16 protein-coding genes are annotated in these 19355 nt (G+C 72.7%); 10 read left to right on the plus strand and 6 right to left on the minus strand.

Annotation, left to right across the window (positions count from 1 at the left end; genetic code table 11):
* Positions 1-6: 6 nt before the first annotated feature.
* On the minus strand, positions 7-2136 hold the full coding sequence (uvrB, locus tag SHK17_RS12270) for an excinuclease ABC subunit UvrB (RefSeq protein WP_322425338.1): 2130 nt from the start codon (positions 2134-2136) through the stop codon (positions 7-9).
* Positions 2137-2197: 61 nt separating this feature from the next.
* Here uvrB and SHK17_RS12275 point away from each other — a divergent pair, with 61 nt between their 5' ends.
* Together SHK17_RS12275 and SHK17_RS12280 are read left to right on the plus strand one after the other, a co-directional pair.
* Positions 2198-3019 carry an aminoglycoside phosphotransferase/kinase family protein gene (locus SHK17_RS12275; protein ID WP_322919372.1) on the plus strand — a complete coding sequence of 274 codons (822 nt, stop codon included), beginning with the start codon at positions 2198-2200 and terminating at the stop codon, positions 3017-3019.
* A 43-nt stretch (positions 3020-3062) separates the two neighbouring features.
* Positions 3063-4307, plus strand: coding sequence for a phospholipase D-like domain-containing protein (locus SHK17_RS12280; RefSeq protein ID WP_322425340.1), 1245 nt, complete (start codon positions 3063-3065; stop codon positions 4305-4307).
* Here the strand turns inward: SHK17_RS12280 and SHK17_RS12285 are convergent.
* The 3 genes from SHK17_RS12285 to SHK17_RS12295 all read right to left on the minus strand — a co-directional run bounded on the left by SHK17_RS12285 (position 4267) and on the right by SHK17_RS12295 (position 7857).
* On the minus strand, positions 4267-5136 hold the full coding sequence (locus tag SHK17_RS12285) for a hypothetical protein (protein ID WP_322919373.1): 870 nt from the start codon (positions 5134-5136) through the stop codon (positions 4267-4269). The two genes, SHK17_RS12280 and SHK17_RS12285, sit on opposite strands and share 41 nt — an antisense overlap.
* The gene (locus SHK17_RS12290) at positions 5133-6827 is read right to left on the minus strand and encodes an FAD-dependent oxidoreductase (protein ID WP_172274606.1); all 1695 of its coding nucleotides are present in this window, start codon (positions 6825-6827) and stop codon (positions 5133-5135) included. The genes SHK17_RS12285 and SHK17_RS12290 overlap by 4 nt, the downstream gene beginning before the upstream one ends.
* Positions 6828-6921: 94 nt before the next feature.
* Positions 6922-7857, minus strand: a complete 936-nt coding sequence (locus SHK17_RS12295) for a DNA-3-methyladenine glycosylase family protein (RefSeq protein ID WP_322425342.1) — start codon at positions 7855-7857, stop codon at positions 6922-6924.
* Positions 7858-7898: 41 nt separating this feature from the next.
* Here SHK17_RS12295 and SHK17_RS12300 point away from each other — a divergent pair, with 41 nt between their 5' ends.
* The gene (locus tag SHK17_RS12300; RefSeq protein WP_322919374.1) at positions 7899-8762 is read left to right on the plus strand and encodes a tryptophan 2,3-dioxygenase; all 864 of its coding nucleotides are present in this window, start codon (positions 7899-7901) and stop codon (positions 8760-8762) included.
* A 22-nt stretch (positions 8763-8784) separates the two neighbouring features.
* Here the strand turns inward: SHK17_RS12300 and SHK17_RS12305 are convergent, their stop codons facing one another.
* A complete protein-coding gene (locus SHK17_RS12305) occupies positions 8785-9939 on the minus strand; it encodes an ROK family transcriptional regulator (protein WP_322919376.1) in 1155 nt (384 codons plus the stop codon).
* Between the two features lie 176 nt (positions 9940-10115).
* Here SHK17_RS12305 and SHK17_RS12310 point away from each other — a divergent pair, with 176 nt between their 5' ends.
* The 7 genes from SHK17_RS12310 to SHK17_RS12340 are packed head-to-tail and all read left to right on the plus strand — an operon-like array spanning position 10116 to position 18636.
* Positions 10116-11483: an ABC transporter substrate-binding protein gene (locus SHK17_RS12310; protein ID WP_322919377.1), complete on the plus strand. Its 1368-nt coding sequence runs from the start codon at positions 10116-10118 to the stop codon at positions 11481-11483.
* Complete coding sequence (locus tag SHK17_RS12315) at positions 11480-12493, plus strand: carbohydrate ABC transporter permease (RefSeq protein WP_322919378.1); 1014 nt, start codon at positions 11480-11482, stop codon at positions 12491-12493. The genes SHK17_RS12310 and SHK17_RS12315 overlap by 4 nt, the downstream gene beginning before the upstream one ends.
* Positions 12490-13419 carry a carbohydrate ABC transporter permease gene (locus SHK17_RS12320; RefSeq protein ID WP_172274594.1) on the plus strand — a complete coding sequence of 310 codons (930 nt, stop codon included), beginning with the start codon at positions 12490-12492 and terminating at the stop codon, positions 13417-13419. Before SHK17_RS12315 ends, SHK17_RS12320 begins: the two co-directional genes overlap by 4 nt.
* A 6-nt stretch (positions 13420-13425) precedes the next feature.
* Entirely contained in the window at positions 13426-14481 is a 1056-nt protein-coding gene (locus SHK17_RS12325) for a zinc-binding dehydrogenase (RefSeq protein WP_172274591.1), read from the plus strand.
* Positions 14478-15563 (plus strand): Gfo/Idh/MocA family protein, encoded by a 1086-nt coding sequence (locus SHK17_RS12330; RefSeq protein WP_322919379.1) that lies wholly within the window; start codon positions 14478-14480, stop codon positions 15561-15563. Before SHK17_RS12325 ends, SHK17_RS12330 begins: the two co-directional genes overlap by 4 nt.
* Positions 15560-16921, plus strand: coding sequence for a glycoside hydrolase family 36 protein (locus SHK17_RS12335; RefSeq protein WP_322919380.1), 1362 nt, complete (start codon positions 15560-15562; stop codon positions 16919-16921). The genes SHK17_RS12330 and SHK17_RS12335 overlap by 4 nt, the downstream gene beginning before the upstream one ends.
* Complete coding sequence (locus tag SHK17_RS12340) at positions 16918-18636, plus strand: sugar phosphorylase (protein ID WP_322919381.1); 1719 nt, start codon at positions 16918-16920, stop codon at positions 18634-18636. Before SHK17_RS12335 ends, SHK17_RS12340 begins: the two co-directional genes overlap by 4 nt.
* 21 nt (positions 18637-18657) lie before the next feature.
* Here the strand turns inward: SHK17_RS12340 and SHK17_RS12345 are convergent, their stop codons facing one another.
* Positions 18658-19263, minus strand: a complete 606-nt coding sequence (locus SHK17_RS12345) for a DUF6518 family protein (RefSeq protein WP_322919382.1) — start codon at positions 19261-19263, stop codon at positions 18658-18660.
* Positions 19264-19355: the final 92 nt, after the last annotated feature.

The raw sequence follows: 19355 nt of genomic DNA on the forward strand, positions 1-19355 counted from the left end.
GCGGTCCTACTTCGTGGCCTCCATCATCTGGCGGAGCTCCTTCTTGAGGTCCGAGATCTCGTCGCGCAGCCGGGCGGCCACCTCGAACTGCAGCTCGGCGGCCGCGGTCTTCATCTGGTCGGTGAGGCCCTGGATGAGCTCGGCGAGGTCGGTGCTCGGGATGCCGGCGGTGTCGGGGGCCTCGGCGTGGATGCGCGACAGCGCGGGCGTCGGCGACTTGCCGGCCTTCACTCCCCCGGCGCGGCCCTTCTGGCCGACGTCGGCCCAGGTGCGCAGCAGCTCCTCGGTGTTCTCGTCCTCGCGCGCCAGCATCTCGGTGATGTCGGCGATCTTCTTGCGCAGCGGCTGGGGGTCGATGCCCCGCTCGGTGTTGTAGGCGACCTGGATGGCGCGACGACGGTTGGTCTCGCCGATCGCCATCTCCATCGACGGGGTGATCTTGTCGGCGTACATGTGGACCTGGCCCGACACGTTGCGCGCGGCGCGGCCGATGGTCTGGATGAGCGACTTGTCGGAGCGCAGGAAGCCCTCCTTGTCGGCGTCGAGGATCGCGACCAGCGACACCTCGGGCAGGTCGAGCCCCTCGCGCAGCAGGTTGATCCCGACGAGGACGTCGTACTCGCCCATCCGCAGCTCGCGGAGCAGCTCGATGCGGCGGAGCGTGTCGACCTCGGAGTGGAGGTAGCGGGTGCGGATGCCGGCGTCGAGGAGGTAGTCGGTGAGGTCCTCGGACATCTTCTTGGTCAGCGTGGTCACCAGGACCCGCTCGGCCTTGTCGGAGCGGGTGCGGATCTCGTGGATGAGGTCGTCGATCTGGCCCTTGGTCGGCTTGACCACGACCTCCGGGTCGATCAGGCCGGTCGGGCGGATGATCTGCTGGACCGTGCCGTCGATGCCGCCGACCTTGTCGAGCTCGTAGTTGCCGGGAGTGGCGGAGAGGTAGATCGTCTGGCCGATCCGGTCGAGGAACTCCTCCCACCTGAGCGGGCGGTTGTCCATCGCGCTGGGCAGCCGGAAGCCGTGGTCGACGAGGTTGCGCTTGCGCGACATGTCGCCTTCGTACATCCCCCCGATCTGCGGCACGGCCACGTGGGACTCGTCGACGACGAGCACGAAGTCCTCGGGGAAGTAGTCGAGCAGGGTGTTGGGCGCACTGCCCGGCGTGCGGCCGTCCATGTGCATCGAGTAGTTCTCGATGCCCGAGCACGACCCGACCTGGCGCATCATCTCCACGTCGTAGGTGGTGCGCATCCGCAGCCGCTGGGCCTCGAGCAGCTTGCCCTGCTTCTCGAAGGTGGCGAGCTGGTCGTCGAGCTCGAGCTCGATGCCCCGGATCGCGCGCTCCATCCGCTCGGGACCGGCGACGTAGTGGGTGGCCGGGAAGACGTGCAGCTCGGTGTCGTCGGAGACGACCTCACCGGTGATGGGGTGGAGCGTCATGAGCCGCTCGATCTCGTCGCCGAAGAACTCGATGCGGACCGCGAGCTCCTCGTAGACGGGGAAGATCTCGAGGGTGTCGCCCCGGACCCGGAACGTGCCGCGGGTGAACGACATGTCGTTGCGGGTGTACTGGATCTCGACGAGGCGGCGCAGGACCGAGTCGCGGTCGTGCTCCTCGCCGACCTTGAGCCGCAGCATGCGGTCGACGTACTCCTGCGGGGTGCCGAGGCCGTAGATGCAGGACACCGTCGAGACCACGATCGTGTCGCGGCGGGTCAGCAGGCTGTTGGTCGCGCTGTGGCGCAGCCGCTCGACCTCCTCGTTGATCGAGGAGTCCTTCTCGATGTAGGTGTCGGTCTGGGGGACGTAGGCCTCGGGCTGGTAGTAGTCGTAGTAGGAGACGAAGTACTCCACCGCGTTGTTGGGGAAGAGCTGGCGCAGCTCGTTGGCGAACTGCGCGGCGAGGGTCTTGTTGGGCTGGAGCACGAGGACGGGACGCTGCAGCTGCTCGGTGACCCAGGCGACCGTGGCGGTCTTGCCGGTGCCGGTCGCGCCGAGGAGCACGACGTCCTTCTCCCCGCCCTGGATCCGGCCGGTGATCTCCTTGATCGCGGCCGGCTGGTCGCCGGACGGCTCGTAGTCGGACACCACCTTGAAGGGGGCCACCCGGCGCTGCAGATCGGTCACTGGACGCATGCGTCGAGCGTACGTGGAGCCACCGACAGCGGGCCGGCGCGCTGGCCCTACGCTCGCTGCCATGCCCCCGGACGGCCGCCCCGACGCAGACCGGCCGCCCGACCACGTGCTCGACCTGTTCGTCGCCGACGGCGTGCTCGAGCGCCTCCCGGGCGGGCGCGGGACGAGCTGGCGGGCCGGCGACCTCGTCGTGTCGCCCGGGCACGACGCCTCCGAGGAGTGGCTCGCCCCGCACCAGGCCCGGCTGGCGGTCCGGCTCGACGAGGCCGTGCCCCGCTCGCTCCGGCTCGCCCTCCCCGTCCCGGCGCGCGACGGTCGGCTGGTGGTCGACGGGCGGGCGGCCACGCGCTTCGAGCCGGCGACGGCACCGTGCCGGGACCTGGCCGCCCTGCGCGCCACCGCCCACCTCCTGCACGCCCTCCTGGCGACGGCCGTCGCGGAGCGTCCGGCCGCCCTCGACGTCCGGACGGACCGCTGGGCCGTCGCCGAGCGGCAGGCGTACGACGCCCCGGCCGCGCTCGCGGCGGCGCGCAGGCGTCCCGAGCCCGGCCTCGCCGCGCTCGTGCAGGACCTCGTCGCGGGGCTGGACGGGACCGACCTCGGGCGCGAGCAGCTGGTCCACGCCGACCTCGCCGGCAACGTGCTGCTCGACGCGGCCGGCACCCCCTTCGTCATCGACCTCTCCCCCGCCTGGCGCTCGCCGCTGTGGGCGGAGGCGGTGTGCGTGCTCGACGCCGTGCTGTGGCACGGCGCCCCGACCGGTGCGCTGGCCGAGTGGCGCAGCGGCGCCGAGCGGCAGGCGATGCTGCGAGCCGCGCTCTTCCGCGTCCTCTCCGACCAGCCGTGCGACGTCGGGCGCCACGCGGCGCTGGGCCTCGTGTGACGCCGGGCGGCTGCACCGGGCACCTGCTGGCTAGATTGTGCGCGTGACCGTCGCCCGCACGCTGACCACCGTCCGGCGCACCCTGCTCGGTCTGCTCGGCCTCCAGATCGGGCTCGCGGTCGTGCTGTCACTGGTCGACTCCTACCGGCGCCGCGGCAAGAAGCCGAAGCCGTTCCCGGTGACCGGGCCACAGACCGTCCCGGTCGGCGCGGGCGAGATCACGACGTACACGTTCGGGCGCGACCTCTACGACGACATGCTGGCCGCGATCGACGGCGCGAAGAAGCAGATCCTCTTCGAGACCTACATCTGGAAGGGCGACGACATCGGGTGGAAGTTCAAGACCGCCCTGACCGCGGCCGCGGACCGCGGTGTCGACGTGCACTGCATCTACGACGGCTTCGCCAACGTGGTCGTCTCCCCCGCCTTCAAGCGCTTTTCGCCGTCGCTCAAGGTGCTGCGCTACCCGATCTGGACGGCCGGCCTCCGGTTCTGGAGCCTGCGCGGCTACGGCCGCAACCACCGCAAGATGCTGGTCGTCGACGAGGAGGTCGGCTTCCTCGGCGGCTACAACATCGGCTCGGCCTACGCGACCGAGTGGCGCGACACGCACGTGCGGATCAGCGGGCCGGGCGTGTGGGACATGAAGCGGGCGTTCGCCGACTTCTGGAACCTCAACCGGCGCCACCGCATCCGCCGCAGCGAGCGCCCCCTCCTGCTGGAGACCGCCTCGGACTGGGACCCGCAGATCCGGATCCACCGCAACATCCCGCGCCAGTGGTCCTTCCCGATCCGCAGCATGTACCTCGAGGCGATCAACCGGGCCAGCCGCAACGTGTGGCTGACCACCGCCTACTTCCTGCCCGACCAGGACTTCGTCGACTCGGTCGCCGACGCGGCCAGGCGTGGCGTCGACGTGCGGATCCTGCTCCCGCTCAAGTCCAACCACATCGTCGCCGACTGGATCTCGCGCGGCTACTACGGCCAGCTGCTCGCGGCCGGCGTGCGGATCCTGCGGTTCAAGGACGCGATGGTGCACGCCAAGACCGCCACCATCGACGGCAGCTGGTCGACCGTCGGCACCGCCAACATCGACCGGCTCAGCCTGCAGGGCAACTACGAGATCAACCTCGAGGTCATCGACCCGGCCTTCGCCGCGGTGATGGAGGACGTCTTCCGCACCGACGAGTCCAACTGCCTCGAGCTGACCCTCGCCGAGTGGGAGGCCCGCGACCTCAACCGGAAGTTCACCGAGAGCTTCCTCGCTCCGCTGCGCCCCCTGCTTTGAGGAGCAGGATCCAGGCGGCGACGGCGCCGATCCAGACCAGACCGGCCGCGTAGGCCAGCGCCTGCCACGACGACCAGTCGAGCGCGTCGCCGTGGCGGGCCAGCGCGACCCCCTCCAGCACGACGAAGGCCGCCCCGGTCCAGCCGAGCGGACGCACCTGGTCCACGTCGTCGATCAGCCGCGCGTGCGCCGCGGCCCAGCCGAGCCCGACGAGCCAGGCGCCGACGGCGCGCGCGGTCAGCGGCGTCAGCGGCCACGCCCAGACCTCCGCGGCCTGCTCGGGCGCGAGCAGCAGCGCGACCCCGGTCACGACCAGCACCACCGCAAGACCCACGAGCAGCCACCGCAGACCGACCGGCAGCGGGAGGCGTACGACGTCGGGCGCGGGCGTGGTGACCCGCCGCTGCAGCACGAGGGCGACCACCATCGCCACCGGGACGCCGGCGTAGATCGCGATCCAGCCCCAGGTGATGAGCCGGGCGCCGGTCGGCTGGTCGGCCCCGAGGTGGAACTTGTCGAGGTGCACGAGCGTGACCACGAGGGTCAGCGTGGTGAAGACGAGCACCGTCCACACCGTCAGGCGCGCGCGTCCCCAGCCGGCCGATCGGGCGCCCGCGACCTCCAGGACGGCGCTGGACCAGTAGGCCGCGCCCAGGAAGACCGCGGTCATCGGGACGTCGATCGTCCACGAGAACCACTCGTCGGTCCGGGATGTGAACACGGTCAGCTGCAGGCCGGCGAGGAAGACGAGGAACGCCGCCAGGACCAGGATCGCGCGCATCGGCCGGGCGACCACGACGTCACGGCGCCGGGTCGCGTGGTCGCTCATGCCCTCGCCGTGGGCGCCGGGTGGGACGCGAGGTAGCCGTGCAGCAGGGCGATCACGGTGGCACCGTCGCCGACCGCGGTGGCCACCCTCTTGATGGACCCGGCACGCACGTCGCCGACCGCGAACACGCCCTCCATGCTGGTCTCGAGCGGCAGCCGGGACGCGTGCCCACCGGCCTGCGCCGCGTCGGGACCGGTCAGCACGAAGCCGGTGTCGTCCCGCTCCACCTCGGCGGGCAGCCAGGACGTGCGCGGCACCGACCCGATGAGGACGAAGAGTCCCGAGGCGGGCACGTCGTCGCCCTCGTCCGGCGCCCCGTGCGGGTCGGCGAGCCGGAGCCCGGCGAGGCACCCGTCCTCCTCGGTGCCGCCGACGACGGCCGTGCGGTAGCGGATGGTGACGTTGCGCGTGGCCTCCAGCTGGGAGATGAGGTAGTCCGACATGCTCGCTGCGAGCGAGGGCCCGCGGACCAGCAACGTGACCTGGCGGGCGTAGCGGGCCAGGTGGAGCGCCGCCTGGCCGGCGGAGTTGCCGCCGCCCACGACGTAGACCTCGCCACCCGCCATGGACGGGGCCTCGGACACCGCGGCGCCGTAGAAGACGCCGCGTCCCACCAGCGCCTCGAGGGCGGGGACCTCCAGCCGTCGGTAGTCGACGCCGGTGGCGACGACGACGCTGCGCGTGCGGGCGACCGTGCCGTCGGTCATCGTCACCGTGTGCAGGCCGTCCTCGGTGCCGAGCTCCACCACCTGGCGCAGGAAGGAGTACTCGGTGCCGAAGGACCACGCCTGCTGGAAGGAGCGGAAGGCCAGGTGGGCGCCGCTGACGCCACGGGAGAAGCCGGGGTAGTTGCGGATCAGCGACGACGTGCCGGCCTGCCCGCCCACGGCCTGCTGCTCCACCACCATCGTCGACAGGCCCTCGGACGAGGCGTAGACCGCGGCGGCGAGGCCGCTGGGTCCGGCGCCCACCACCACGACGTCGTAGACGTGGTCGGCCGGTGGCGGCCGCATCAGCCCGAAGGCATCGGCGATCTCCAGGTCGGTGGGCGCGACGAGGGTCGTCGGCGGGGTGGTGAAGGCCAGCTGGAGCACCGGCAGGTCGGGCTCGGTCAGTCCGAGCCCCGCGAGGAGCCGGGTGGCCGACTCGGTGCCCACCTGGTGGAAGCCGACCGGGATGTGGTTGCGCCCGAACGAGTCGCGCAGGAAGTGGGTGCGCTCGTCGCGCTGCTCGCCGATGATCCGCACCGCCTCGAACCCGATGCCCTGCGCGAGGTGCCAGTCGTCCAGGGCGTCGGTGATGGACCCGTGGAACTCCTCGTCCCGCGGGCGCTCCGGTCGCAGCAGCAGGAGCTCGGCGTGGCCGTGGCCGATGGCTGCGAACACGTCGCCGGTGCTGGCGAAGTCGCCCCAGACGGCGGTGATCGCGCGCTTCGCGGACGGGTGCACCGAGTAGGCCCGGCGGAGGAAGTCGATGCCGTCGCGGTCGTCGGGGCCGTAGCAGGCGATGACGAGCGCGACCTGCCGCCCCCACCGCCGCAGCCCCTCCAGCACCGCGCGGGCGTGGGCGTACTCGGCGCACACGACGACCTCGTAGTCGCCGCCGTACCTGCGGCGAAGCTCCGACCCGAGGACGCCGCGCGACGTCTCGTCGGTCGTGGCCAGCAGCAGGACAGGATCGGCGTCACCCATGTGGGCCTCCCTCAAAGCCTCGACACGGTCAGCGACGCTACTCCCGCGGCACCTGGTGCGGCGACTCCAATTCTGGGGTGTCTGGAGCGGTGCCTCAGCGGGTCGGCAGGTGCGTGGGCACGCTCATCCGCGGTCCGCGGCGCGGACGGGTCCGGCCGCCGGCCATCGCCATGGCGGCGGCCCGGCCGCGCTGGGGGCGGTAGGGCTCGAGCAGCTCGGCCATCTCGTCGTCGGTGATGTCGCGCCCGAGGAGCGCCCAGCCGACCCAGTTGGCGAGGTGGTAGTCGCCGAAGCTGACCGCGTCGGGGTCCCCCAGCGCGCGCTGGCGCACCTCCGCGCTCGTCCACACGCCGACGCCGCGGATCGATCGCAGCCGCCGGTCGGCCTCCTCGACGGGCAGCTCGGTGATGCGCTCGAGCGACGGCCCGAGCCGGCAGGCGGTGACAACCGTGCGCGACTGGGCGGGCTGCACGCCGAGACGCAGCCACTCCCACGACGGGATCGCGGCGATCGTCTCGGGCGTCGGCTGCACCATCAGGCGCAGCGCCCCGACCGGGCCGGGCGCCGGCTCGCCGTGGCGGCGGACGAGCTCGCGGAACGAGCCGAACGCCTGCTTGCCGGTGACCTTCTGCTCGAGGATCGACGGCACCAGCGACTCCATCACCAACCCGGTGGCGCCGATGCGCCAGTGCTGGTGGGTGCGCCACCCCGCGGCCACCTCCGGGTGGTGGTGCGCCTCGAAGCTGCTCGGGTCGTCGTCCGCGCCCAGCAGGGCGGGCATCCGGTCCAGCGCCCACTCCGCGCCCGGGCCCCACGCCCGGCCCACGATCTCGCCCGCCGCCGGCCGGGGGTGGACGCACAGCGTCGCCGGCCCGAGCGGTGTACGCATGGCACGCCAGATGCGGCCCGACTCCTCGTGGCGCTGGGTCGGGTCGCCGGCGCCGCGGCGCTGCGGCCGGAGCACCTGCGCCGGCGCGCACGGCCACGCGGGCCGCCAGGTGCGGGTGCGCTCGCCGTCGGTCAGGGCCATGGGTGCGACGTTAGACGAGACCACCGACTAGGTTGCCGTCCATGTCTGATGCACCGGGCGCCACTCCCCACCAGCGTGAGCTCGAGGAGGGCATCCAGCGCGACTTCTCGCGGTCGATGTCCTACGGCGACTACCTGCGCCTCGACGTGCTGCTCGCCGCCCAGCAGCCCCTGTCCGACCCGCCGCAGCACGACGAGCTGCTCTTCATCGTGCAGCACCAGACCACCGAGCTGTGGCTCAAGCTGATGGTCCACGAGCTCCGCTCGGCGCGGGACCTGCTGCGCACCGACGACCTCGCCCCCGCGCTCAAGCGGATGGCGCGGATCAAGCACATCCAGCACACCCTCACCGACCAGTGGTCCGTGCTCGCCACGCTCACGCCGAGCGAGTACGCCCAGATCCGGCCGTTCCTCGCGACCAGCTCGGGCTTCCAGTCCGCGCAGTACCGCGAGGTCGAGTTCCTGCTCGGCAACAAGAACGCCGACATGGTGAAGGTCTTCGCGCACGACGAGGGAGCCCGCTCCACGCTCGAGGAGCTGCTGCACGAGCCGTCGCTCTACGACGAGCTCCTCGCCCACCTCGCGCGCCAGGGGTACGCCGTCCCGCAACGGCTGCTGGACCGCGACTGGTCGCGGCCGCGCGCCACCGACCCGGACCTGATCGAGCTCTTCGCGGGCGTGTACGCCGCCCCGGCCGAGCACTGGGGCGTCTACGAGACCTGCGAGGAGCTGGTCGACGTCGAGGACGCCTTCCAGCAGTGGCGGTTCCGGCACCTCCAGGTGGTGCAGCGGGTCATCGGCCACAAGGTCGGCACCGGCGGGTCGTCGGGCGTCGACTTCCTGCGCCGGGCGCTCGACCTGACGTTCTTCCCCGAGCTCTACGAGGTGCGCACCCGCATCGGGTGACCCCATCCCGGGCCGGGTGGGCTCAGGCGCCGCGCAGCCGGGAATTGATCGCCGCGGGCGCGAACTCCTGGTCGACGACCAGCCGGGTCAGGCCGACGACCGCGGCCTCCTCGTCGAGGGCGCCGAGCTGCAGGGCCATGTGCCGCGTGGCGCGCGGCAGCGCCAAGCGGTAGAGCGTCTCGCGCATGCCCGCCAGGAGCGGGGCCGAGGCCAGGGCGCCGCCGATCAGCACCACCTCGGGGTTGATGAGGCACACCACGGTCGCCATGACCTCGCCGATGCGCCGGCCCGCCTCCTGGGTGAGGGTGGCAGCCTCGGCGTCGCCCGACTGCAGGAGCGCGCGGACCTCGCGACCGGAGGCCGCGGGCACGCCGCGCGCGGTCAGCTCGGCGGCCACGGCGCGGCCGCTCGCCACGGCGGCCAGGCACCCGTGCATCCCGCACTGGCAGCGGATGTCGGACCCCGGGGAGACGCGCACGTGCCCGATGTCGCCGGCACCCCCGTCGACGCCGGTGTAGGAGCGACCGTCGATGACGATGCCGGTGCCGATGCCCGTCGACACCTTGACGAGGAGCAGCGAGCGCGCACCGGCGTGCCCGGCGGCGTACTCCCCCATGGCGGCGGCGTCGGCGTCGTTGGCCGTCAGCACCGGGACGCCCGGCAGCGCCGACTGCAGGTGCTCGGAGATGGGGTAGGCGTCCCACCCGGGGAGGATCGGCGGCTGGCTGGGCCGGCCGGTCTCCGGGTCGACCGGGCCCGGCAGGCTCAGGCCGATGCCGCACAGCGCGCTCCGGGCCACGCCGAGCGCGGCCATGAGCTCGGTCATCCCCGTCGCGATGCGGTCGAGCACGTGGGAGGGGCCGTCCGCGACCGCGACGTCGAGCGACACCTCGTCGAGCACGGTCCCGCCGAGGTCGGTGACGGCGATCCGCGCGTGCGTCGTCTCGATGGAGGCGACCAGGACGTGCGACTGGGCGGTGTTGAAGGCCAGGCTGCGACGGCGTCGGCCTCCCGTCGCGCCGGTCGTGCTGCCCTCGATGATCAGGCCGGCGCCGAAGAGCGCGTCGAGGCGCTGGGTGAGGGTCATCCGGGACATCCCGGTCGCCTCGAGCACGTCACCACGTGTCATCTCGCGGTGGCGGATGAGCTCGAGGATGTCGCCGGGCCCGTTGGTCATGCTCCTCCGTCCGTCCGGTCCGTCTCGGCTGCGATCGGAGGAAACTCTCGCACAAGAAATGATTGACAGCTTTGAAACATAGGTCCAGTGTTTGGACAAAAGTTCGTTGTCCCCTGGGAGGTCCCGTGACCACGCACACCACCGCTTCGAAGACGTCCCGTCGGCGGCGTGCCGGCATGGCAGTCCTTGCCTGCACGATGCTGGCCGTCACGGCGGCCTGCGGGGGCGACGGCGACGAGCAGGAGAGCGACGCCGACAGCATCACCGTGTGGATCGTCGAGGACCTCCCCGACCGGGTGAAGGCGGCCCAGGCGATCGTCGACGACTTCACCCAGAGCAGCGGCATCGACGTCGAGCTCACCGCGGTCGCCGAGGACCAGTTCAACCAGATCCTCACCTCCAACGCCGCCGCGGGCGACCTCCCGGACGCCATCGGCGCCCTGCCGCTGAGCCAGGTCCGCACCCTGTCGGCCAACGAGCTCGTCGACACCGAGGCCGTCGCGGCGGTCATGGAGTCCCTCGACCCCGCGACCTTCAACGAGAGCGCCGTCGAGCTGACCGCCGACGGCGACGAGCAGCTCGCTGTGCCGAGCGAGTCCTGGGTGCAGCTGCTCGTCTACCGCAAGGACCTCTTCGAGGAGGCCGGGCTGGCCGAGCCGACGACGTACGACGACGTGCTGGCCGCCGCGGAGGAGCTCGACTCCCCCGAGGTGGCGGGCTTCCTCGGCGCCAACGTGGCGGGCGACGCCTTCACCGCGCAGACCTTCGAGGAGATCGGGCTCGGCAACAACTGCCAGATGGTCGACGACGCCGGCGAGGTCACCCTCGACAGCGACGAGTGCGTCGAGGCGCTCGACTTCTACGGCCAGCTCCAGCAGGACTACTCCGTGACCGGCGCGCAGGACGTGGACACCACGCGCGCCGCCTACTTCGCCGGCCAGGGCGCCATGCTCATCTGGTCGAGCTTCGTCCTGGACGAGCTCGCCGGCCTGCGCAACGACGCGCTGCCCAGCTGCCCCGAGTGCAAGGACGACCCGAAGTTCCTGGCCGAGAACAGCGGCGTCGTCACCTCCATCCAGGGACCGTCGGGCTCCGAGCCGGCGACCTACGGCGAGGTGACCTCGTGGACGATCCCGGCCGAGGCGGCGACGGCGCCCGCCCAGGAGTTCGTCGAGTACATGATGAACGACGGCTACGAGCCGTGGATCGAGATCGCCCCCGAGGGCAAGATCCCGGTCCGGCCCGGCGACAGCCCCGGCGCCACCAACTTCTCCGACGCGTGGTCGTCGATGGAGGTCGGCGTCGACACCAAGGCCCCGCTCTCCGACTTCTACGGCCCCGACGTGATCGACCAGCTCACCGGCGGCGTCGAGACCCTGCAGCGCTGGGCCATCCCGCAGGGGCAGGGCGACCTGCTGGGTGCGATCCAGGGCGAGCAGCCCGTGGCCAACGCCGTCAACCAGGTGGCCGGGGGCACCGACGCCGCCGACGCGATGCAGGAGGCGGCTGACGCGGTCCGGACGGTGCAGGACTCGCTCCCGTGACGACCGGGGGCCCGACCGGGCAGGCGGCGACCCTGGAGGCGCCCGAGCGCGTGCCTCCGGGGCGACGCCCCCGCCGAGCCGCCTCGACCCGGGTGAAGCAGGACCGGAGGACGGGCTACCTGCTGATCACGCCCACCTTCGTCATCGTGTTCGCGATGGTGGTGCTGCCGATCCTCTGGACCATCTCGCTCGCCTTCCAGCAGGTGCGGCTGCTCAACCTCCGCACCACCGGGGTGATCGGCGACTACAGCCTCGACAACTTCACCAACGTGCTGACCTCGCCCGGCTTCGTCGACGCGCTGGTCACCACGCTCATCTACTCGGTCGGCGGCACCGCCTGCGCCATCGGCCTGGGCCTGGCGGCGGCGCTCGCGCTGCGCCGGCCGTTCCGCGGTCGCGGGCTCGTACGCGCCTGCATGCTGGTGCCCTACGTCGCGCCGGTCGTGGCCGCCACGTTCGTGTGGACCACGATGCTCAACCCGCAGTTCGGGATCGTGAACCACTACGGCACCACGCTGCTGGGCTGGGACGACCCGATCGCCTTCCTCAGCTCGTCGAAGTCGATCGCGCCGTTCGGCGTCGACCTGCACATCAGCCAGTCGCTGGTGACCGTGGTGCTGTTCGAGGCCTGGCGGTCCTTCCCGTTCGCCTTCCTCTTCATCACCGCCCGCATGCAGGCCATCCCCGACTCTCTCGAGGAGGCCGCGACGGTCGACGGCGCGACACCCACGCAGCGGTTCCGGCACATCATCCTGCCGCAGCTGCTCCCCACGATCGCCGTGCTGACCGTGCTGCGCTTCATCTGGACCTTCAACAACTTCGACGACATCTACCTCCTCACCGGGGGTGGCGCCGGGACGCAGGTCGTCGCGGTGCGCGTCTTCGACTACCTGATCAACCGCGGCGACATCGGTGCCGCCGCGGCCCAGGCGCTCGTGCTCGCCGCCATCCTCGGCGTGCTAGTCACCATCTACCTCAGGCTCTTCGGCCGGCGGGAGGACGTCGCATGAGCACCGCCACCAGCACGACCCGCCCCGAGCGGCCGGTCGCCGAGGCCGGGCCCAGCGGCTGGCACCGTGACCGGGTCGAGCGACGGCTCTTCTCCGTGGTGCGGCCGCTCACGATCGCGTTCCTGCTCCTCATCTGCCTGTTCCCCTTCTACTACATGCTGCTGCTGTCCTTCCGTCCGCTCGACGCGGTGCTGCAGGACCCCGGCGCGCTGTGGCCGTCCGGCGGCGAGGTCGACCCGGGCACCTACGGCGACGTGCTCCGGTCCACCGACGACGGCGGCCAGGGCTTCCTGACCTTCCTGCGCAACAGCTTCGTCGTCGCCATCGGCACGGTCGTGCTGACGCTGCTGGTCTCGGTGCCCGGTGCGTACGCGGTGAGCCGGCTCGACTTCTTCGGGCGTCGCCAGATCGGCGCGCTGTTCCTCGGGGTCTACTTCTTCCCCGCGATCCTGCTCGCCATCCCGCTGTTCGTCTTCTTCACCCGCATCGAGCAGCGCGGGACGCTCACCGGCCTGCTCGTGGTCTACGTCGCCCAGGTGGCGGCGGTGTCGATCTACATGCTGCGTAACTACTTCGACACCATCCCGGCCAGCATCGAGGAGGCGGCCGAGATCGACGGCTGCACGCGCCTGCAGACCATGTGGCACGTCAGCCTCCCGCTGGCCATGCCGGCGATCGCCTCCAACGCCCTGTTCATCTTCATGATCGCGTGGAACGAGTTCCTGTTCGCGCTGCTCTTCCTCGTCGAGAAGCGGGACAACTGGACGGTCTCGCTGGGCCTGTCGCAGCTCGCCGGCAGCATCGAGGTCCCCACCACGGTCCTGATGGCCGGCTCGGTCATCCTCACCGTGCCGATCATCGTGCTGTTCTTCCTCAGCGAGCGGTGGCTGGCCGGTGGCCTGACCGCCGGGGCCGAGAAGGGCTGAGACCCGGTGCCCGACGTCGTCTCGTTCACCGCGCCCTTCGAGGTGTCGCTCGTCCCGGTGGACGAGCAGCCCCTGGTGCCGGGCTCGGTGCGCATCCGCACGTGGTACTCCGGCATCTCCGCCGGCACCGAGCTGACCGCCTACCGCGGCTCCAACCCCTACCTCACCCGCACCTGGGACCCGGAGCGCCGGTTGTTCGTCGACGGCGAGCCGTCCTTCGCCTACCCCGTCCAGGGGTGGGGCTACTCCGAGGTGGGCGAGGTGGTCGAGGTCGCCGACGACGTGGACGCACCGGTGGTGGGCGACGTCGTGCACGGGATCTGGGGGCACCGCAGCGAGGCCGTCGTGCCGGCCGCCGCCCTCCGCGACCGCACCTGGACCGGGGAGGACCCGCTCGGCGGCACCTTCGCGCGGGTCGGGGCGATCGCCCTCAACGCCGTGCTCGCCGCGGAGGCACGCCTCGGCGACCGCGTCGCGGTCTACGGGCAGGGCGTGATCGGCCTGCTCGCCACCCGCCTCGCGGTGCTGGGCGGTGCCGACGTGGTCGCCGTCGACGGCGTGGCGCAGCGGCGCGACGCCGCCAGCGCCATGGGCGCGGTCGAGGTGCTGGCGCCCGACGTCCCGGGCGGGGCCGGCGCCCACGTGCGCGCGTGGTCCGGCGGCGGCGGCGTCGACTCGGCGATCGAGCTGAGCGGCACCACCCGGGCCCTGCAGGAGGCGGTGCGCTCGGTGGTGCTCGACGGGACGGTGGTCGCGTCCGGGTTCTACCAGGGCGGGGCGGAGCACCTCCGCCTCGGCGAGGAGTTCCACCACAACCGCGTCCGCATCGTCGCCAGCCAGATCAGCGGCACGCCGCTGGCGCTCGGTCCCCGCTGGGACCAGGCCCGGCTCGTCCGCACGTTCATGGACCAGGTGCGACGGGGTCGCGTCGACGTACGGTCGCTGGTGACCGACGTCGTCGACGCGACGGACGTGGCCGCGATCTTCGAGCGGCTCGACCGGGGTGACGACGACGTCCTCCAGGCGGTGCTCCGGTTCCCGGCCGCCCCGGAGGACCGGTGAGTCCCGGCGGAGACGGCGTCGGGGTGCCGGACACCCGGCCCCGCTTCCCGGCTGACCGCGGCGGGGTGGCCGTCCTCGGCGCCGGAACCATCGCGCAGTCCGCGCACCTGCCCGCCTACGAGCAGCACGGCGTCGGCGTGACCGGCGTCTGGAGCCGCAGCTCGCGCACGACCGACGGGCTGCTCGAGCGCTTCCCCCGCGTGCGGCGGGTCTACGGCTCCGCCGAGGAGCTGCTGGCCGACCCGGCGGTGCGCTTCGTCGACCTCGCCACCGGACCGGAGGACCGGCTGGCGTGGATCTCCGCGGCCGTCGACGCCGGCAAGCACGTGCTGGCGCAGAAGCCCCTGACGCTCTCGGCCGACGACCTCGACCGGCTGCCCGAGGTGCTCGCGGCCGCCGACCGCGCCGGGGTGCGGGTGGCGGTCAACCACAACGGTCGCTGGGCGCCGCCGTGGCGGGCCGCGACGCTGCTCGTGCGCGACGGGGCGGTGGGCAACGTGGTGGGGGTGACGCACGTCCACGACAAGCCGCTGCCACCGCTGGCCGGCACGCCGTTCGACGACGTCCCGCACATGCTGCTCACCGACTACCTCCTGCACTGGGTCGACATCACCCGGTCGTGGCTCCTCGACGGCGGGGCCGGACCCGTGGTGTCGGTGCAGGCCTCGGACTCGCGCGTCCCCGGCCAGCCGGCGCAGGCCCGCAACCCGTGGTCGGCCACGCTGTCCATGACCGCCGAGTCGGGCGCGACGGCGACGCTGCGCATCCCCGGCAGCGCCGTGTCGTCCCGCTCCGGCTGTCCGTTCTGGGTGCACGGCACCACCGGCACGCTGCGCGGCAGCGTGCTGCTCGACTCCGACCGGCTCGACCTCGACGACGGCACGTCGTCGACGAGCATCCCCCTGCAGGGGGCGTGGTTCGTCGACGGCTTCGCCGCCGCGATGGGCGAGCTGATGTGTGCGGTCGAGGAGGACCGGTCACCGGAGAACTCGGCGGCCGACGCCGCCCTCTCCGTGCGGCTCGTGCTCGCCGCCCGCGACTCCGCCGACCGCGGCGGCGTGCCGGTGGAGGTGGCGGCGTGAGCCAGGGAGCGGTCCGCACGGACGTGGTCGACGAGGTGCCGGTCGACCCCCGCGGCGGCCGGGTGTACGCCGAGGGCTGGCAGAGCTGGAGCCCCGCCACGTGGTACCCCGTGACCGCCACCGGGCGGGCACCCGCGGAGGGATGGCAGCACCTCATGCGGTTCCGCCCGGGCACGCCCGTGCCGGCGAGCGGCGTGCAGGGTGAGGGCCTGCTGGTGGTCGACCCCGGCACCGGCGCCCCCGCACGGTGCTACGCCACCGACGACCTGCTGGTCGTCCCGTCGATCCACGCGACGCTCGAGGGCGACCGCGTCGTCGTACGCTCCAGCGGTCCGGTCACGGCCAGCGAGCACCCGGCGGGTGGCGAGGCCGCGCTGGTGGCCTACGGCGACGCGCTGGCCGCCACGAGTCCACCGCTGTCCGACCCACCGACCGTGTGGTGCTCCTGGTACCGCTTCTTCGAGGCCGTCACCGCGGCGGACGTCGCGGAGGCGGTGCGCGACCTCGACCGGCACGAGCTGGGCGTCGACGTCGTGCTCGTGGACGACGGGTGGAGTGCCGGGTTCGGCGAGCTGCTGCGACCGTCCGACCGCTTCGGCTCGCTGCCCGGTGTCGTGGAGGACGTGCGCGCGAGCGGCCGGCGCGCGGGGGCCTGGCTGGCCCCGTTCCTCGTGGGCGCCGACACGACCATGGCCCGCGAGCACCCCGACTGGCTGGTGGGGCCGGCGGGCTACAACTGGGGCCAGGACCTGGTGGGGCTCGACCTGACGCACCCGGGCGTGCGCGAGGTGCTCGCCGACTCGCTGCGCGCGCTCCTCGACGCGGGGGTCGACTACCTCAAGCTCGACTTCCTCTACGGCGGCGCCGTGCCCGGTCGCCGCCACGAGGACGTCGACGAGGTCGCGGCCTACCGCAGCGGGCTCCAGCTGGTGCGCGACGTCGTCGGTCCCGACGTGCTCCTCGTCGGGTGCGGAGCGCCGCTGCTGCCCAGCGTCGGACTGGTCGACGCCATGCGGGTCTCCCCCGACACCTTCCACGAGGGCGGCGAGGACGGCTCGGGCGGTCTGCGCGGCCTCATGCCGATCGCCGCGCGGGCCTGGCAGCAGGGCCGGCTGTGGGTCAACGACCCCGACTGCGTCGTCGTACGCCCTTCCTACGGCTCGCGGGAGCGCTGGGCCGAGGCCGCGCAGGCGTTCGGCGGCCTGCGCTCCTTCTCCGACCGGATCAGCGAGCTCGACGCGTGGGGGCTCGACACGGTGCGCGGGCTGCTGGCCGACGGCGGGACCGCGGCGCCGCTGGCCACCGAGGTGCTGCGGCGCGGGGCGCGGGTCGCCCAGGACGAGGGAGCGGCGTCGTGACCGGGACGGCAGACGACCCGGGGGACGACCTGGTGGACGACCTGGCCGCTCGCATCGCGCCGCACGTCGGGCTGCTGTACCCCGGCGGGCACGCCGAGGTCACGCGTCGGCTCGTGCGGCTCGCCGACGCGCACGCCGCCGCACTGCGGGGCCGGACGGTGCCGTCCCCCACGCACCGCACCTCGTGCCTGATCACCTACGCCGACGGCATCCGGCGCCGCGACGAGGCCCCCCTGCACACCCTGGCCGCCTTCCTGCGCGAGCAGGTCGGCGAGGTCCTCAGCGACGTCCACCTGCTCCCCATGTTCCCGTGGACCTCCGACGACGGGTTCGCGGTCGTCGACCACCGGGTGGTCAACCCGTCGCTGGGCAGCTGGGACGACGTCGCCGAGCTCGCGGCGGACCGCACCGTGATGTTCGACTTCGTCGCCAACCACACCTCGAGCCACAGCCCGTGGTTCCTCGGCTGGCTGGCCGGCGACCCCGCCTACGACGGCTTCTACCTCGAGGAGGAGCCCGGCTTCGACGTCTCGCGCGTGGTGCGGCCGCGCACCAGCCCCCTGTTCCATCCCTTCGAGCGCCCCGACGGCAGCACGGTGCGCGCGTGGACCACGTTCGGCGCCGACCAGGTCGACGTCGACGTCCGCCACCCCGGCACGCTGGTCGAGCTCACCGACGTGCTCCTGGGCTACCTCGGGCGCGGCGCCTCCGCCGTTCGCCTCGACGCCATCGGCTTCCTGTGGAAGGAGTCCGGCACCACCTGCCTGCACCTGCCGCAGACGCACGCCGTCATCAAGGTCTGGCGGGCCCTCGTCGAGCACGTCGCGCCCGGTGCCCGGCTGCTCACCGAGACCAACGTCCCGCACGCGGAGAACATCTCCTACTTCGGCGACGGCCACGACGAGGCGCACCTCGTCTACCAGTTCGCGCTGCCGCCGCTCGTGCTGCACTCGTTCGTGGCGCAGTCGACGGCGCGGCTCAGCGAGTGGGCCGGTGGCGTCGGGCCCGTGAGCGACACGGCGACGTGGTTCAACTTCCTGGCCAGCCACGACGGCATCGGGATGCGGGCGACCGAGGGGATCCTCGACGACGCCGAGCGCGACGCCCTGGTGCAGCGCACGCACTCGCACGGCGGGCGGGTGTCGTGGGCCGGGCGGCCCGACGGCTCCCGGGCGGTCTACGAGCTCAACCTCAGCTACCTCGACGCCCTCTGCACGGTCGACGAGGCGGGCGACCCCGCGGTGCTGGCGGCGAAGGCCCTGGCCGCGCACAGCATCCTGTTCGCGTTCCTCGGGGTGCCGGCGATCTACTACCACTCGCTGGTCGGCTCCCCGCCCGACCTCGAGGGCATGGTGACCAGTCGCATCAACCGGCGCATCAACCGCGCCGTCCTCGACGCCGACCGGCTGGCGGAGGAGCTGCGCGACGACCCGCGCCGACGCGCGGTCTTCGACGGCATGCGGCACCTGATGGACGTGCGACGCCGGCACGAGGCCTTCTCGCCCTTCGGCACCCAGCGCGTGCTGCGCCTCGACGACCGGGTCTTCGTCCTCGTGCGCGGTGAGGGGACGGCCGACGAGCTGGTCTGCGTCACCAACGTCACCGGCGAGGAGATCACCCTGCCGCTCAGCGGCACCGACGTGGTCACCGGCGAGCACGCCGATCCGCTGGTGGTCGGGGCGTGGGGCTACGCCTGGCTCCGTCCGGACTCCTGACCCATCAGTCGGGGCACGGCCTCAGGACACCTGGTTGAGCACGCCGTAGCCGACGGTGAGCACGCCGGTCGCCGCCGCAGCACTGGCCACCACGCCGGCAGCGGCGGCAGGACTGCGCAACCGCACCGCGGTGGTCCCGACGAGCGCGCAGCCGGCCACCAGGCACAGGGTCCAGTAGACCGGGCTGGTGGAGCCGCCGACGACGGTCAGGCCGTAGATCCCATCCGCCACGAGCACGCCGGCGAGGACGCCCGCGCCCACCGCTGCGACGACGGGGCGGCGGTCCACGACGGCTGCGGCCGCGGCACCGACGACGGGCCCGGCGACCACGCCGACGACACCCCAGAACACCGGGTCGTAGCTCAGCCCCCGCAGCTCGGAGGCCGCGGTGTAGCCCAGCACGAGGCTCACGAAAGAGGCCACGCCCAGCGCCGCACCCGCTCCGAGCGAGGGCCGGGCGGTGGCCACGACCAGGACGGTCAACAGCGTCCAGCCCGACGGCGAGTTGGCGAACGGTGCCAGCGCGTCCGGCAGCACGCCCTGGGCCCAGGAGGTCAGCCCGCCCAGGAGCAGGCTCGTGCCGACGACGGCGGCTGTGATCACGGACGTGCGGCAGAGGTCGACCATGGCTCCATCGTGGGCGCACCGGACGGGGCCGTCACCCGGTTCGGCCGCGGGCGGTACCTGGGTGCCGGAGATCGGCACCAGCGGAGGAGGGA

Origin of the sequence: Nocardioides renjunii (assembly GCF_034661175.1) — a bacterium.
In the GTDB taxonomy this organism is placed as follows: domain Bacteria; phylum Actinomycetota; class Actinomycetes; order Propionibacteriales; family Nocardioidaceae; genus Nocardioides; species Nocardioides renjunii.

Bases quoted from the DNA above. Each gene is read 5' to 3' on its own strand.
- SHK17_RS12295 (WP_322425342.1), bottom strand. From the start codon at position 7,857: ATGGCCCTGACCGACGGCGAGCGCACCCGCACCTGGCGGCCCGCGTGG.
- SHK17_RS12320 (WP_172274594.1), top strand. From the start codon at position 12,490: ATGAGCACCGCCACCAGCACGACCCGCCCCGAGCGGCCGGTCGCCGAG.
- SHK17_RS12290 (WP_172274606.1), bottom strand. From the start codon at position 6,827: ATGGGTGACGCCGATCCTGTCCTGCTGCTGGCCACGACCGACGAGACG.
- SHK17_RS12275 (WP_322919372.1), top strand. From the start codon at position 2,198: ATGCCCCCGGACGGCCGCCCCGACGCAGACCGGCCGCCCGACCACGTG.
- SHK17_RS12300 (WP_322919374.1), top strand. From the start codon at position 7,899: ATGTCTGATGCACCGGGCGCCACTCCCCACCAGCGTGAGCTCGAGGAG.
- SHK17_RS12345 (WP_322919382.1), bottom strand. From the start codon at position 19,263: ATGGTCGACCTCTGCCGCACGTCCGTGATCACAGCCGCCGTCGTCGGC.
- SHK17_RS12310 (WP_322919377.1), top strand. From the start codon at position 10,116: ATGGCAGTCCTTGCCTGCACGATGCTGGCCGTCACGGCGGCCTGCGGG.
- SHK17_RS12305 (WP_322919376.1), bottom strand. From the start codon at position 9,939: ATGACCAACGGGCCCGGCGACATCCTCGAGCTCATCCGCCACCGCGAG.
- uvrB (WP_322425338.1), bottom strand. From the start codon at position 2,136: ATGCGTCCAGTGACCGATCTGCAGCGCCGGGTGGCCCCCTTCAAGGTG.
- SHK17_RS12285 (WP_322919373.1), bottom strand. From the start codon at position 5,136: ATGAGCGACCACGCGACCCGGCGCCGTGACGTCGTGGTCGCCCGGCCG.